Origin of the sequence: Citrobacter sp. RHBSTW-00599, from assembly GCF_013784065.1 — a bacterium.
GTDB lineage: Bacteria > Pseudomonadota > Gammaproteobacteria > Enterobacterales > Enterobacteriaceae > Citrobacter > Citrobacter braakii.
In genome coordinates this window covers 1674678-1690190 of record NZ_CP056717.1, presented here as the reverse complement: position 1 = coordinate 1690190, position 15513 = coordinate 1674678, and the positions used below count along the sequence as shown (strand labels likewise).

16 protein-coding genes are annotated in these 15513 nt (G+C 53.3%); 10 read left to right on the top strand and 6 right to left on the bottom strand.

Annotation, left to right across the window (positions count from 1 at the left end; translation table 11 throughout):
* Positions 1-83 precede the first annotated feature (83 nt).
* Both HV243_RS08145 and HV243_RS08140 read left to right on the top strand, forming a co-directional pair.
* Entirely contained in the window at positions 84-413 is a 330-nt protein-coding gene (locus tag HV243_RS08145) for a type II toxin-antitoxin system RelE/ParE family toxin (RefSeq protein WP_019077271.1), read from the top strand.
* On the top strand, positions 394-675 hold the full coding sequence (locus tag HV243_RS08140) for a helix-turn-helix transcriptional regulator (protein WP_019077272.1): 282 nt from the start codon (positions 394-396) through the stop codon (positions 673-675). The genes HV243_RS08145 and HV243_RS08140 overlap by 20 nt, the downstream gene beginning before the upstream one ends.
* Positions 676-910: 235 nt before the next feature.
* Here HV243_RS08140 and yfaU read toward each other — a convergent pair whose 3' ends face one another.
* The 6 genes from yfaU to HV243_RS08110 form a co-directional block, all read right to left on the bottom strand.
* Complete coding sequence (gene yfaU / locus HV243_RS08135; RefSeq protein WP_049268981.1) at positions 911-1714, bottom strand: 2-keto-3-deoxy-L-rhamnonate aldolase; 804 nt, start codon at positions 1712-1714, stop codon at positions 911-913.
* 25 nt (positions 1715-1739) lie between these two features.
* Positions 1740-3029, bottom strand: coding sequence for an MFS transporter (locus tag HV243_RS08130; protein WP_053389237.1), 1290 nt, complete (start codon positions 3027-3029; stop codon positions 1740-1742).
* Between the two features lie 56 nt (positions 3030-3085).
* Positions 3086-4291, bottom strand: a complete 1206-nt coding sequence (rhmD, locus tag HV243_RS08125) for an L-rhamnonate dehydratase (protein WP_016153809.1) — start codon at positions 4289-4291, stop codon at positions 3086-3088.
* Between the two features lie 13 nt (positions 4292-4304).
* On the bottom strand, positions 4305-5087 hold the full coding sequence (locus tag HV243_RS08120) for an IclR family transcriptional regulator (protein WP_016153810.1): 783 nt from the start codon (positions 5085-5087) through the stop codon (positions 4305-4307).
* 218 nt (positions 5088-5305) lie between these two features.
* Complete coding sequence (locus tag HV243_RS08115) at positions 5306-6508, bottom strand: nicotinamide mononucleotide deamidase-related protein YfaY (protein ID WP_047416288.1); 1203 nt, start codon at positions 6506-6508, stop codon at positions 5306-5308.
* A gap of 79 nt (positions 6509-6587) precedes the next feature.
* A complete protein-coding gene (locus HV243_RS08110) occupies positions 6588-7130 on the bottom strand; it encodes a YfaZ family outer membrane protein (protein ID WP_016153812.1) in 543 nt (180 codons plus the stop codon).
* 318 nt (positions 7131-7448) lie between these two features.
* Between HV243_RS08110 and nudI the strand changes: the two genes are divergently transcribed.
* From nudI to arnF, 8 genes are all read left to right on the top strand, one after another.
* On the top strand, positions 7449-7874 hold the full coding sequence (gene nudI, locus HV243_RS08105) for a nucleoside triphosphatase NudI (protein WP_016153813.1): 426 nt from the start codon (positions 7449-7451) through the stop codon (positions 7872-7874).
* 262 nt (positions 7875-8136) lie between these two features.
* Entirely contained in the window at positions 8137-9276 is a 1140-nt protein-coding gene (gene arnB, locus HV243_RS08100) for a UDP-4-amino-4-deoxy-L-arabinose aminotransferase (protein WP_046275938.1), read from the top strand.
* Positions 9277-9278: 2 nt separating this feature from the next.
* Positions 9279-10262 (top strand): undecaprenyl-phosphate 4-deoxy-4-formamido-L-arabinose transferase, encoded by a 984-nt coding sequence (gene arnC / locus HV243_RS08095; RefSeq protein ID WP_047359215.1) that lies wholly within the window; start codon positions 9279-9281, stop codon positions 10260-10262.
* Positions 10259-12241: a bifunctional UDP-4-amino-4-deoxy-L-arabinose formyltransferase/UDP-glucuronic acid oxidase ArnA gene (arnA, locus tag HV243_RS08090; protein ID WP_053389238.1), complete on the top strand. Its 1983-nt coding sequence runs from the start codon at positions 10259-10261 to the stop codon at positions 12239-12241. The genes arnC and arnA overlap by 4 nt, the downstream gene beginning before the upstream one ends.
* A complete protein-coding gene (gene arnD / locus HV243_RS08085; RefSeq protein ID WP_019077280.1) occupies positions 12238-13140 on the top strand; it encodes a 4-deoxy-4-formamido-L-arabinose-phosphoundecaprenol deformylase in 903 nt (300 codons plus the stop codon). The genes arnA and arnD overlap by 4 nt, the downstream gene beginning before the upstream one ends.
* Positions 13137-14795: a lipid IV(A) 4-amino-4-deoxy-L-arabinosyltransferase gene (gene arnT, locus HV243_RS08080; RefSeq protein ID WP_053389239.1), complete on the top strand. Its 1659-nt coding sequence runs from the start codon at positions 13137-13139 to the stop codon at positions 14793-14795. Before arnD ends, arnT begins: the two co-directional genes overlap by 4 nt.
* A complete protein-coding gene (gene arnE / locus HV243_RS08075) occupies positions 14792-15127 on the top strand; it encodes a 4-amino-4-deoxy-L-arabinose-phosphoundecaprenol flippase subunit ArnE (protein WP_016153819.1) in 336 nt (111 codons plus the stop codon). The genes arnT and arnE overlap by 4 nt, the downstream gene beginning before the upstream one ends.
* Positions 15127-15513: a 4-amino-4-deoxy-L-arabinose-phosphoundecaprenol flippase subunit ArnF gene (gene arnF, locus HV243_RS08070; protein ID WP_016153820.1), complete on the top strand. Its 387-nt coding sequence runs from the start codon at positions 15127-15129 to the stop codon at positions 15511-15513. Before arnE ends, arnF begins: the two co-directional genes overlap by 1 nt.

Here is a 15513-nt window from a genome sequence, read left to right as displayed (position 1 = left end):
GTCAAATAAATTAGCCTTCAGGTTAATTTTAAATGGTTATGAATTAGCCTATGAGCTAACATTTATTTGGAGTGGGCAGCCATATGTTTAGCGTTGTTTATCACCCTGAGGCCAGGGCAGAAGCAACTGCATTACCCGTAAAAATTCGGGTTAAGTTTGACCGGCTCATTGGTAAGCTGGAACATAACGCCCAGTTGTTGCGGGAGCCGGATACGAAACCCCTTGGCGATGGACTTTTTGAGATCCGCACGATGGGTACTGATATAGCCAGAGGTATCTGGCTATACCATAAAGGCAACACTATCATCATGCTCCGCGTTTTCATCAAGAAATCACAGAAAACGTCAGCAAAAGAAATCGAACTCGCCAAAAATCGGTTAGCGGAGGTGCTTAATGAAACTGGTAAGCCATAAAGAACTGCATAACGAATGGATGCAGAATGATGAGTTTCGTGCTGCATGGCGGGAAGAAGAACGTAAAGAGATGCTTAGAGAACTGCTTGCAGAATGGCGGAGGCATAACAACCTGACGAAAGCCCAGGTTGCCGAACGTATGGGGGTGACGCCTCCGGTTATTTCCCGCCTTGAAAATAACATTACCAAAGCCAGTATTGAGACATTGACTCGCTACGCCTACGCCTGCGGCATCAAAAAACCAGTCATCGCCCTGTATTGATTAACCCGTTACTCCGGAGCCGGTCTGTTGGAGAAAATCATCTCCGTGCATATTTCGTGGTAAGTATATTATGTGAGTCAATAAAAATCAGACGGCGCACGGGAACTCAAGCTTCATCTGTCAACTTCATATCAGTTTCCGCTGGTGGATATCACGATGGTATCTGACGACGTGACAGAACATCACCATTAGGAGCTATTTCAGGCCCGATGGCGCTACACCATCGGGCCCGATATTAATAACTGCTTTTCAACTTTTGCGTACTCTGGTCTGGCTTAAACATTGCCAGCCTGCGATCCAGCGCTTCGGTATAAAGCATGGTATCCACGCCTACCGCGACAAAATTTGCTCCCCATTGCAGACATTTCTGCGCCATTGCTGGGTCAACAGCGAGGAAACCGGCTGCTTTTCCGGCTGCGCGGATACGGCGAATGCTTTGCTCAATGATCCGCTGCACCTCCGGGTGTCCGGCATTATCCGGGTAGCCTAACGACGCAGAAAGATCCGCCGGGCCAATAAAGACACCGTCAATACCGTCAACGTCCAGAATGGCATCCAGATTATCCAGTGCCGCTTTGCTTTCGACCTGTACCAGCAGGCAGAGTGATTCATTAGCCTGGGCCATATAATTGTCGATACGCCCCCAGCGCGCCGCCCGTGCCACGCTGGCGCCGACACCACGCTCGCCGAGCGGTGGATAACGAGTCGCGGAAACCACCTGAAGCGCCTGCTCTGCGCTGTCGACCATCGGGACAAGCAGCGTCTGCGCGCCAATATCCAGCACCTGCTTGATCAACGCTTTACTGCCCTCCACCGGGCGAACCACAGGCTGGCTGGCATAAGGCGCTATCGCCTGCAGCTGATGGTAAAGATCCTGCACCGTGTTCGGCGCGTGTTCTCCATCAATCAGCAGCCAGTCATAGCCCGACGTCGCGGCAATCTCCGCCATGTAAGAGGTGGTCGAACTAAGCCACAGGCCGACCTGGACTTCCCCTTTGCGTAATCCTTCTTTGAAGGGATTTGATAACAATGCGTTCATAACGATCCTTACAACGTAGATAAGATTAATGATGCTCAGCGCCTGTTTGTGAAACTGAACGGTTCACACTCAGCGTAAAGATGATTAGCGAGCCAATAATCGCGACGCCCGCGAGGACCAGCAGGCCCGCCGCATCGCTGGCAAACACCGTTTCGGCTTTGACGCGCAGAATGGGAGCAATAAAGCCGCCAACGGCCCCAAACAGGTTGACGAAGCCGATCCCCGCCGCCAGAGCCGTCCCGGAAAGAAGTTGCGTTGGCATCGTCCAGAACACTGGCTGTACCGCAATGAAACCGACCGCCGCGACGCAGAGCGCCACAATCGCCAGTACCGGTGAAACCAGCCCGGAAAGGCCAATGCCGATTCCTGCCGCCAGCAGCGTCAGCGCGGCAACATTACGCCGGTCGCCGGTGCGATCGGAGTAGCGAGGAATAAGCCAGGTACCAAACAGCGCCGCCACCCACGGTATTGCCGCCACGACCGAAGCCGTAAAGCCCACTTTTGTCCCTAACAACGCAGCAACCTGAGTTGGCAGGAAGAAGATCAGGCCATACACCGCCACCTGGATCGTCAGATAGATAATTGCCAGTTGCCAGACACGGCCATTACGCAGCGCATCCGACAGGCGTGAAGTGACCTTTTTCTCCTCTTCACTTGTCAGTTGGCTAATAAGTAACGACTTTTCCTCCGCGCTCAGGAAACGCGCCTGCTGCGGGGTATCATCCAGCCAGAAGAAGGTGAAAACACCCGCGCCTACCGCCAGTAAACCTTCGATAACGAACATCCAGAACCATCCCGGATGCCCCATAAACCCGTGCATCTCCAGCAGCGCGCCAGAAAGCGGCGATCCCAGGGTTAATGCCAGCGGCGCCCCCATGTAGAACAGCCCCATGATGCTGGCGCGGTTACGCTGGGGGAACCACTGGGACGTCAGGTAGATCATACCGGGGAAGAAGCCCGCCTCTGCCGCCCCCAGCAGAGTACGGATAATCAGAAATTTCGATTCAGTATCCGCCCATGCCATCGCCGCAGAGAGGAATCCCCACAGCAACGTGGTGGTACCAATCCAGGTTCTGGCACCAAATTTACGCATCAACAGGTTGGCAGGAACCCCCAGAAAGGCGTAAACCACAAAGAAAATCCCCGCGCCCAACGCATAAGCTTCGTTGCTCAGACCGGTATCAATCTGATAGGTCTCTTTGGCAAAACCGATGTTCGAGCGGTCAAGAAACGCCAGCACATACAGCGCCAGCATAAAGGGAATCAAACGGGCGCGGTTTTTCTTCACCACACCATCAAGTAACGTGGTACTCATAGCAAGATCCTCAAAGAAATGAGGGCGTTGCCGTGGCATTGGCAACGCACTGGTCATTAGTGGCTATAAGGGCGCTTCAGATTGCAGTCGCGGTTAAGCTCGACGCCAAATCCTGGTTTGTCGAGCACCGACTTATGAATGCGGCCATTGACGGGTACCGGTTCGTCCAGAAGGATCGGATCAAACTGTGGACGCATCGTTGAACAATCCGGGCTGGTCATCAAAAACTCGCTGAACGGGGTATTGGTGAACGTGATCACCGCGTGGTGCGAGTAAACCGAGGAACCATGCGGCACCACCAGCTGTCCGCGCGATTTAGCAATAGCGGCAATTTCCACCAGCGTGGTTAACCCACCGCACCAGCCCACATCAGGCTGCATGATATCGATGCCGGTTTCTGAGAGTGTGCGGAAGGACTGCAGCGTCCCATGGTGTTCACCGCTGGTGACCATCATCCCCGCCGGGGCGTTACGTTTCAGCTCGCGATAGCCTTCATACTGCTGCGGCGGCAGACACTCTTCGATCCACTTCAGATTAGACGGTGCGCAGGCATGGGCCAGTTTGGTGGCATAGTTCACGTCCTGACTCATCCAGCAATCGAGCATCAACCAGAAATCCGGACCGCATTTCTCACGCATGTCGGCTACCATTGCCGCATCTTTGCGGATCCCTGCATCCCCGTCGTGCGGCCCCCAATGGGTTGGCATTTTGCCGCCAATAAAGCCCATCTCTTTCGCCAGATCAGGGCGCGCACCGGTCGCGTAGAATTGAATTTCGTCGCGTACCGCGCCACCCAATAGTTTGTAGACCGGTAAACCCACCACCTTGCCAAACAGATCCCACAGCGCCAGATCCACGCACGAGATGGTGTTCATCACCAGACCGCCGGAGCCGGAGTAGTACATCGTTGCGCCCAGCATCTGATCGTGAATGAGTTTGATATCACTGACGCATTTCCCTTCAATAAAACGATTGAGATGCTTTTCCACAATAAAGCACCCCATCTCCCCTGCTGTGGAAACAGCAAAACCGGTCTGTCCGTTTTCAGCTTCCACTTCAACAATCAGTGTTCCTAATACGTTGATGCCAAAGGACTGGCGCGATTGCTCATATTCACGATATTTGCTCATTGGCGTGGCGATATGATCGTCAATCCAGTGGTTAGCCCCCTGATCGTGATAGTCGCCGCCGCCAGCGCCTTTATCCGCCGTAGCGCCACCGGTAAACCAGGCACGAACGTGTTTAATTTTAGGTAGGGTCATGGTGTTCTCCTTTTTATGAAGCGAGTGAGTCGAAGGGACTTTTCCATCCCAACAGGCGTGAAATATCCCTGGCGCAGGCAATCGCTTTACCGGCCAGATAATCACGGTTCTCTTCGTTAATTTGCAGACGAGTGCCGACCACTGAAATCGCGGCGGTCAGTTCATTGTTAGCGTTAAAAACAGGCGCTGCGACGCAGCGAACATCGGGATAATCTTCGCCATTATCAAAGCTCCATCCACGCTGTCGAATACGCTCCAGCTCGTCATTCAACTGCTGTGGCCTGGTGATAGTGGTCGGCGTTGCCTGTTCCCATATCAGCTGTTCAATAATGGCTTTTCGTGCGGCTGCCGGTTGCCAGGCCAGCAGGCATTTGCCGATACCCGAGCGATAGAGCGAAAGACTTTTCCCTTCGTGGGAGCGCACGCTGATAGTGGATGACGATTCCACTTTCAGAATGTAATACGCGCTTTCGTGGTCGATGATCCCGAGATGGCAAAGTAACCCTGTCTCATCCATCAGCTGTGTCAGCCGTGGACGCGCCAGTTCACGTAAATCCATCTTGCTCAGCGCATGCCCGGACAGCTCAACCAGCTTGGTCCACAGGCAGTAATTTTCCTGATGATCAATGCTGATAAAGCGCTGACGCTTCAGTTCGTTAAGTAACAGGTACGCGGTGCTTTTTGGAATACCCAGCGCCTCTATGATGGTGGCGGCGCTACATGGGCCGATACGCGCAATGAGATTGAGTATTTCGATCGCCCTGGTGAGCGCGGGAACTTTGCTTGATTCCAACATACTGGACTCCAGTCTGAGATACTGGAATCAGTGTGGTAGGTTAAGGGGGTTAAAATTGTGAAGCGCATCAAATCCTCTCGTTCTTCCAGCTGGCTGGAGAAAAAACGAGCATAATTGTGAACTAACGCACGGATTTTTTTACAGAGAGTACAACAGGTTGGACTGATAACGGGAAGGCCAGTATGCCTTCCCATAACAAGCGCGTGAGAGAGTGCAAGTCAGGAAGGCAGCGTCAGGGATTCAACCACTTCTATCCAACCGTGTTCGCTGGCAATATCCTGCCCGTTGAGCCAACGGCGCAGCATATTGAGCGCCATCATTGCACACACTTCCTGACGCACCGACAAACTATAACGATTAGCGTTCAGCCGTACGCGTAAGGCATGCGTTCCATCAGGCGTTGCCAGCGCAAAGTTAATATGTTCGTTTTCGAAAGCCGATACCGCCAACGCCAGCCCGGCATAATGGTTGCCGCGTCGTTCGGTTATCCAGTGTGCCGTTTGCGCCAGCGTTTCTTCCTGGGGCGGAACCACTTCGCTCGCCAACAGCGGAGCATTCACGCGCGAAAGCTGCAGCGCCACCAGACCGCCGGTGAATTGTTCGCTTAGCGTCAGGCTGTATTGCCGTTCCTGCAACGTGCGGGCGATTTGCGCGGGTAAACCTTCCGTACCTTCGAAAATCATATTCTGCCCGGCAACCCGCTTAACTTCTGGCCACAGCGCCAGCATCGCTTCCCGTTGGGAATCCGGCCCGGTCAGCTTCAGTTCGATAATCGGCATTGACGAGCGGTAGCCCATTGTCACTCCCGGAGGCAATTGCAGCGGATCCAGGCTCTGCGCCAGCTCGCTTTCAGAACGACCAAAGGTGGTTAATCGCAGGCATAGCGGGGGTTGAGACAGCGAAAAACGCTCACGCAAACGCGGCAGGATCTCATGCTCAACCATAACTTTAAATTCTGATGGCACTCCTGGGGTAAAGAACATCAGGCAGCGGTTAAGCTTCAGGGCAAACCCACACGCGGTTCCTACCGGATTATTGATGAATTCCGCGCTGGCAGGTAGCTCAGCCTGTTTGCGGTTACTCGGTGCCATCACGCGTCCACGATCGCGGAAATAACGCGCCATCTCGGCGAGCCATGCTTCATGCAGCACCAGCCCTTCACCTTTTGCCGTGGCCGCCGCCAGCGCGCTCAAATCATCGCTGGTTGGTCCCAGACCGCCGTTAACGATCAGTACATCGGCATGTTCGCTACGCTCACGCAAAACGGCGACCAAATCATCAAGATTGTCGCCTACCGTGTTGCGACGGGTTAGCGGTAACCCCTGATTAAAGAAAAAATCGGCCAGCCAGGCGGCATTCGTGTCGACGATTTGTCCGTGCAACACTTCATCCCCGGTGGATAGCATCTCCACGTTTAACATCGTGTTCTCCTGCTTTTATGATGAAAACACTATAACGCATGGAGGGGGGAAGGCGCGACTGAACGCCGCGCCGGAAAAATCAGAAACTCGCGTTAACCCCAACGTACGGGCCGTCAGCAATCGCGTTATCGCGGTTACCGTCTTTGCCTGCCAGGTTCAGGTAGCGATAACCGGCTTCAATGCTCAGCGGACGCATAATGGTCAGACGCGCACCTGCATTCGCTTCTTCATAGCTGTCGATACCGCTGGAAAGAGAATCGGGAGAGTAATAATACTCACCAAACAGGCGGAGGCTGTCGCCAATCGGCCACTGCAAACCGCCACCGACCGCCGCCGCGTAACCCTCGTCACCATCATTCGGGTTAGTATAAATGCCTTTCCCACCGACCGTTGCCAGCAGCGGACCGAGAGGAATATTCAGACCCAGTCCCAGACCGGCCGCATCGCCGTCGTCATCGTTATGCATCCAGTTACCGCTGACGGCCAGACCGGTGGTCTCAGTACCCATACCGAACCCCAGGTTGGTGTAGTCTTCGCCAGCCTGGCCGCTGATGCTAATCGCGCTCGCCGACGCGGAAACAAACAGCATTCCGGCAAAACCCAACATTAAACTTTTTTTCATTTTCTATCCTTTCCAGCAAGAATCAAAACATAGCCCCAAAACCGGTGAATTGTACTGTCAGATCACGAGGAATCAATGCACTAAAAAAGCGATGCAATAACATATTGTAAGCAAATACTACTCACAAGATTTAGATAAGGTTAAATTCTTGTAGCAATTACGCCACTGAGGGCAGCAGAACGCCATTTTCAACAAACATCCTGTTTTCCCTGCCAAAGCGGCGTTATTCGTCGATGAAGCGTTTTTTCTACCGCCAGCAAAAGGTAAGATGCGTGCACGATGGAATTTTCTATACCTCCCCCTACAAGGATTCGACTTATGCGCCAAAGAACAATTGTTTGCCCATTAATTCAAAACGATGGCTGTTATTTACTGTGCAAAATGGCTGACGACCGCGGTGTGTTCCCCGGTCAGTGGGCGCTTTCTGGCGGCGGCGTTGAACCGGGTGAACGTATTGAAGAAGCTTTGCGCCGTGAAGTAAGAGAAGAGCTGGGCGAACAACTGGTGTTATCAGATATTACGCCATGGACCTTCAGTGACGATGTTCGCACCAAAACGTACGCCGATGGCAGTCAGGAAGAGATTTATATGATTTATCTCATCTTCGATTGTGTGGCGGCTAATCGTGAAGTGAAGATTAATGAAGAATTCCAGGCATTCGCCTGGGTTAAAGCGGAAGATCTCGGCTCTTACGATTTAAATATCGCCACGCGTAAAACGTTAACCTTGAAAGGGTTACTGTAAGTTATCATTTTAATAGCGACATTGCGCTCATCAGTCTGCAGATAACAGCAATGTCGCCAAAACCACTCAAACCTACATGATCTTTTTTCATTAAGATAAATTAAAAACACGCTATTCCTCTATCTGTCCCAAACCTTAAACTCTTAAGGATAAATTAACCTTCCGTCATTACCCTTTGAAGCCTGATGAAATAATTAACGACGCCCCTGTTTATCACTAAAAATAAAACGTCGGTGGCGTTAAATGGCTTGAAGGAATAATGATGTCTGACTTTTTGCCTTTCTCTCGCCCGGCAATGGGGGCTGAAGAACTTGCTGCTGTGAAGACGGTTCTGGACTCTGGATGGATAACCACCGGCCCGAAAAATCAACAGCTGGAAGAAGCCTTCTGCCAGCTCACGGGAAATCAACACGCCGTCGCCGTCTGCTCCGCTACGGCAGGAATGCACATCACGCTGATGGCGCTGGACATCGGTGCAGGCGATGAGATTATTACACCGTCAATGACGTGGGTTTCTACCCTCAACATGATTGTCCTGCTGGGTGCGACGCCAGTCATGATCGACGTTGACCGCGATACGCTCATGGTCACACCGGAGCAAATTGAGGCCGCCATCACCCCGCGAACCAAAGCCATTATTCCGGTACATTACGCAGGCGCCCCCGCCGACCTGGACGCGATTTATGCCATTGGCGAACGCTATGGCATTCCGATTATAGAAGATGCGGCCCACGCCGTAGGGACGTTGTATAAAGGTCGTCATGTCGGCGCGCGCGGCACGGCAATATTCTCGTTTCACGCCATCAAAAATATTACCTGCGCCGAAGGCGGGTTGATCGTTACCGACGACAGCCAGCTTGCCCAACGGCTTCGCAGCCTGAAGTTTCACGGTCTGGGCGTTGATGCCTTTGATCGACAAACCTATGGCCGGGCGCCGCAGGCCGAAGTGCTTGCGCCAGGGTACAAGTACAACCTCACGGATATCAACGCCGCCATTGCGTTGGTACAGCTAAATAAACTGGAACACCTGAACTCACGCCGGGCGCAAATTGCCCGCGAGTATCAACAGGCGCTGGCCGATACGCCATTTCAACCACTGAGTCTGCCCCAGTGGGCGCACGTTCACGCCTGGCACCTGTTCATCATTCGCGTTGACGAAGCCCGCTGCGGTCTGAGCAGAGATGCCTTAATGGAGGCGTTAAAGGCCAAAAATATCGGCACCGGTCTGCATTTTCGTGCGGCCCATACGCAAAAATATTACCGCGAACGCTTCACTACCCTTTCGCTCCCCAATACAGAATGGAATAGCGCGCGCATTTGCTCACTGCCGTTATTCCCCGACATGACCGCCGATGACACCCAGCGGGTAATTACGGCACTTCGCGAGATTGCAGGACAATAACCATGTTTGAAGCAGCACCGATCAAAAAAGTCTCTGTGGTCATTCCCGTTTTTAATGAACAGGAAAGCTTGCCAGAGTTAATCAGACGTACCAGCGCTGCCTGCGAAAAATTGGGCAAAGACTATGAAATTCTGCTAATTGATGACGGCAGCAGCGACCATTCCGCACAGCTGATGATGGACGCTTCCCAGGCACCGAACAGCCATATTGTTTCTATTTTATTGAATCGCAATTACGGGCAACACTCGGCGATTATGGCCGGTTTCAGTCATGTCACCGGCGACGTGATCATCACACTGGATGCCGATTTGCAAAACCCGCCGGAGGAGATCCCACGGCTGGTCGCCACCGCAGATGAAGGCTTCGATGTGGTCGGCACGGTACGTCAGAACCGTCAGGACAGCGTATTTCGTAAGACCGCATCGCGAATGATTAACCATCTGATTCAGCGCACCACCGGTAAAGCGATGGGCGACTACGGTTGCATGTTACGCGCTTATCGCCGCCATATCGTCGATGCCATGCTGCATTGCCAGGAGCGCAGCACCTTTATCCCGATTCTGGCCAACATTTTTGCCCGGCGTGCTACGGAAATCCCGGTACACCATGCAGAGCGTGAATTTGGTGACTCCAAATACAGCTTTATGCGTCTGATCAACCTGATGTATGACCTGGTGACCTGTCTGACCACAACGCCACTTCGTATGTTGAGCCTGTTGGGCAGCGTAATCGCCGCCACTGGCTTTACCTTGTCTATCCTGCTTGTGGTTCTGCGTCTGACGCTCGGTCCACAGTGGGCCGCGGAAGGGGTATTCATGCTGTTTGCCGTCCTGTTTACCTTTATCGGCGCACAGTTTATTGGCATGGGTTTACTCGGCGAATATATCGGTCGCATCTATAACGATGTCCGCGCCCGCCCCCGCTATTTTGTTCAACACGTTATCCGCCCACAAACCACACAGTCAACCGAGGAAAACCGCGCATGAAAGCCATCGTATTTGCCTATCACGATATGGGATGTCAGGGTGTCCAGGCTTTGTTGGATGCAGGTTATGAAATCGCTGCCATTTTCACGCACACCGATAATCCGGGCGAAAAAGCATTTTTTGGATCGGTTTCCCGCCTTGCCGCCAGCGCCGGAATTCCGGTTTACGCCCCGGACGAGGTCAATCATCCCTTGTGGATTGAACGCATTAGCCAACTGGCACCGGATGTTATCTTCTCGTTCTACTATCGTCATTTACTGAGTGATGAGATCCTCAGTCTTGCGCCTGCGGGGGCTTTTAATCTGCACGGTTCGTTGCTGCCGAAATACCGTGGTCGCGCGCCGCTGAACTGGGTATTGGTCAATGGCGAAACCGAAACCGGCGTCACGCTTCACCGCATGGTCAAACGCGCGGATGCTGGCGCCATTATTGCCCAGCAGCGCGTCGCTATTTCGCCGGATGACGTGGCGTTAACGCTGCACCATAAATTGTGCCAGGCTGCGCGTCACCTGCTGGAACAGGCACTGCCCGCGATTAAAACCGGGGATTATGCAGAACGCCCCCAACAGGAAGCAGATGCTACCTGTTTTGGTCGCCGTACACCGGAAGATAGCTTCCTCGACTGGAACACACCTGCCGCGGAGTTGCATAACCAGGTCCGCGCCGTCAGCGAACCGTGGCCGGGCGCATATAGCTATGTCGGCACACAAAAGTTCACCGTCTGGTCATCGCGCGTTTGCGTAAATAACTCAGCGGCCCAACCGGGTACCGTCATCTCCGTTTCTCCTTTGCTGATCGCCTGTGGCGATGGCGCCCTGGAAATTATTACCGGACAAGCTGGCGATGGTATTGCAATGCAAGGGTCGCAACTGGCGCAGGTTCTGGGCCTGGTTCCAGGCTCCCGCCTGAACAGTCAATCAGTTACCACCACTAAACGTCGTACACGCGTGCTGATCCTCGGCGTCAATGGCTTCATTGGTAACCATCTGACCGAACGCCTGCTGCAAGAAGATCATTACGAAGTGTATGGGCTCGATATTGGCAGTGACGCCATTGGACGTTTTCTGCAGCATCCGCGATTCCACTTCGTCGAAGGCGACATCAGCATTCACTCCGAATGGATTGAATACCATGTTAAAAAATGCGACGTCGTGCTGCCGCTGGTGGCGATCGCAACGCCAATCGAATATACCCGCAACCCGCTGCGCGTATTTGAGCTCGATTTTGAAGAGAACCTGAAAATCATTCGCTACTGCGTGAAATACCGTAAGCGCATCATTTTCCCGTCAACGTCCGAAGTCTACGGCATGTGTACCGACAAAGTCTTCGATGAGGACAGCTCGAATCTGATCGTCGGTCCGGTGAATAAACCACGCTGGATCTACTCCGTTTCCAAGCAGTTGTTGGACCGCGTAATCTGGGCGTACGGCGAAAAAGAGGGATTGCGCTTCACCCTGTTCCGCCCGTTTAACTGGATGGGGCCGCGTCTGGACAGCCTAAACGCCGCGCGTATCGGCAGCTCACGCGCCATTACCCAACTGATCCTCAATCTGGTGGAGGGTTCACCGATTAAGCTGATTGAAGGCGGCAAGCAAAAACGCTGCTTTACCGACATTCGGGATGGTATCGAAGCCCTGTATCGCATTATTGAAAACGAAGGCGGACGCTGCGACGGTGAGATTATCAACATCGGTAATCCGCAGAACGAAGCGAGTATTCAGGAACTGGCAGAAATGCTGCTTACCTGCTTTGAAAAACATCCATTGCGTAACCACTTCCCGCCGTTTGCCGGTTTCCGTGACGTCGAAAGCAGCAGCTACTATGGTAAAGGTTATCAAGACGTTGAACATCGTAAGCCCAACATCCGCAATGCGAAACGCTGCCTGAACTGGGAGCCCACCATTGAGATGCAGGAAACGGTAGAAGAGACGCTGGACTTCTTCTTACGCAGTGTGAATATCACGGAACACACATCATGACCCAAGTCGGCTTGCGCATAGATGTCGATACTTTCAGGGGGACGCGCGAAGGCGTACCCCGCCTGCTGGAGACATTGAACCGACATAACGTGCGGGCAAGTTTTTTCTTTAGCGTTGGACCGGACAACATGGGACGCCACCTCTGGCGTCTTGTGAAACCACAATTTCTGTGGAAGATGCTGCGCTCAAACGCCGCATCACTTTACGGATGGGATATATTGCTGGCGGGAACCGCCTGGCCGGGAAAAGAGATCGGCCAGGCCAACGCGGCGATCATTGCGCAAACCGCCCTGCTTCATGAAACCGGTCTGCATGCCTGGGATCACCATGCCTGGCAGGCGCGAAGCGGAAACTGGAATGATAAACAGCTGATTGATGATATTTCACGAGGCATCACGGCCCTTGAAACTCTTATCGGACAACCCGTCACTTGTTCTGCCGTTGCCGGATGGCGTGCCGACGATCGCGTCGTCCACGCCAAAGAAACGTTCCATCTGCGTTATAACAGCGACTGTCGGGGAACGTCGTTATTCCGTCCGGTGCTGACATCCGGGAAAACAGGTACGCCACAAATTCCCGTCACGCTACCCACCTGGGATGAAGTGGTTGGTCAGGAAGTCCAGGCGGTGGACTTCAACGCTTACATTCTCTCCCACATCCAGATGAGCAGAGGAACACCGGTGTATACCATTCATGCGGAAGTTGAAGGCATCGCCTTTCAACAGAATTTTGACGAGCTGCTTACTCGCGCCGCAGACATGGGGATAACATTTTGCCCACTCGGCGACCTGTTACCGGACGATGTCAGTTCGCTGCCAACAGGGCAGATCGTGCGTGGCAAAATACCCGGCAGAGAGGGATGGGTCGGCCGCCAACAACCAGTGAGTGTGACAAGATGAAACTTACTGTCCGCTACACCCTGGCATTTATCGCTTTTATTGCGCTGTATTTTATTCTCCCCATCAACAGTCGCCTGCTGTGGCAACCTGATGAAACGCGCTATGCCGAAATCAGTCGGGAAATGCTGACCTCTGGCGATGGGATCGTTCCGCACTTTTTAGGGCTGCGGTATTTTGAAAAACCGATTGCCGGATACTGGTTAAACAGCATCGGGCAATGGCTGTTTGGCGCCAATAATTTCGGCGTCAGAGCAGGAGCCATCTTTGCCACTTTGCTGACGGCGCTAATGGTAGCCTGGCTTGCCATGCGGTTGTGGCGGGATAAGCGCACCGCTGTACTCTCTTCGGTTATCTTTTTAACGTTTTTTTCGGTTTACAGCATCGGCACCTACGCGGTACTTGATCCCATCGTTGCGCTCTGGCTAATGGCGGGCATGTGCTGCTTTTGGGAGGGGATGCAAGCCACCAGCAGAATGCGCAAAATTACCGCCTTTCTGCTGTTAGGGTTAACCTGCGGCATGGGCGTGATGACCAAGGGTTTCCTGGCACTCGCCATTCCTGTGCTCAGCGTACTGCCGTGGGTTTTCGTACAAAAGCGCTGGAAAGATCTCATTATCTACGGTCTGCTGGCAGTAGTCGGTTGCATCGTGACTGTGCTGCCTTGGGGAATAGCGATTGCCCGGCGTGAGCCGGATTTCTGGTATTACTTCTTCTGGGTTGAGCATATTCAACGCTTCGCGCAGGAGGATGCCCAACATAAGGCCCCCGTCTGGTACTACATTCCGGTATTGGTGGCAGGCGCATTACCGTGGCTCGGGCTGCTCCCCGGCGCGCTGCGTACGGGCTGGCGTGAACGGGATGTTCCGCGCAGCGCACTGTACCTGCTGAGCTGGATTATCATGCCAATCCTGTTTTTCAGCATCGCGAAAGGAAAACTGCCGACCTATATTCTTTCCTGCTTCGCGCCGCTGGCAATATTGACGGCGCGTTTCGGCCTGCAGGCCGCGCAAAAAGGCGCAACCGCGCTGCGCGTGAATGGCTGGATCAACGTTCTGTTCGGTGTAACCGGCATTGTCGCCACGTTTATTGTTTCTACACTGGGTCCATTAAAGACGCCGGTCTGGTCGCATATCGAAACGTATAAGGTGTTTTGTGCGTGGGGCATTTTTATCATCTGGACGCTCTTTGGCTGGTATACGCTAAATAACCGCGAGAAGAACTGGACGTTCGCAGCGTTGTGTCCATTAGGCCTGGCACTGTTGTTTGGCTTCTCCATTCCTGACCGGGTGATGGAATCTAAACAGCCACAATTTTTTGTCGAGATGACCAAAGAGTCGCTGGAGTCGAGCCGTTATATTCTCACCGACAGCGTTGGCGTCGCCGCGGGGCTGGCCTGGAGCCTGAAGCGTGACGACATCATAATGTACGGACAAACGGGCGAGTTAAAATATGGCCTTAACTACCCGGATGCCCAGGGGCGTTTTGTCGGTCGGGGGAACTTTGCCGAGTGGTTAGCGCAACATCGTCAGCAAGGAAACATTACGCTCGTGCTTTCAGTCGATAAGGATGAAGATATTAATCGACTTGCTATCCCTCCCGCTGACTATATCGATAATCAGGGGCGTCTGGTCCTGATTCAGTATCGGCCGAAATGATCTGGATAGCCTTAGTTCTCGCCAGCCTGCTCAGCGTCTGCGGTCAGTTATGTCAGAAGCAGGCGTCGCGACCCGTTCCCGTTCGAGCGCGAAAGCGCCACATTACGCTATGGATTGGGCTTGCTCTGGCAAGTCTCGGTCTGGCCATGCTGCTATGGCTGGCGGTGCTGCAGAACATTCCGGTCGGCATCGCCTACCCCATGCTGAGTCTTAATTTTGTATGGGTGACTCTGGCTGCCTGGAAAATCTGGCGCGAACCCGTCACCCCGCGCCACTGGCTGGGAGTGGGGTTAATCATCACCGGCATCTTTATTCTTGGGAGTGCGGTGTAATGGGCATCTTTTGGGGATTATGCAGCGTTATTATCACTTCAGCCGCCCAGTTGAGTCTCGGCTTTGCGATGGATAATCTGCCGCCAATGCTGCAGCCGCAGCAATTCATTTCTGCCGTATTCTCTCTTAGCGTTGGCGCGTTTGCTCTGTATGCCGGACTGGCAGGGTATTTACTGTCGGTGATTTGCTGGCATAAAGCGCTGCACCAGCTCGCACTGAGCAAAGCGTATGCCCTGCTCAGCCTGAGCTATGTACTGGTGTGGGTTGCATCAATGATCCTGCCCGGCTGGCAGGGAATATTTTCAGCAAAAGCGCTCGCCGGAGTGCTGTGCATCATGGCAGGGCTACTGACGATTTTTTTACCTTCACACCAGCGCCAACCCTGA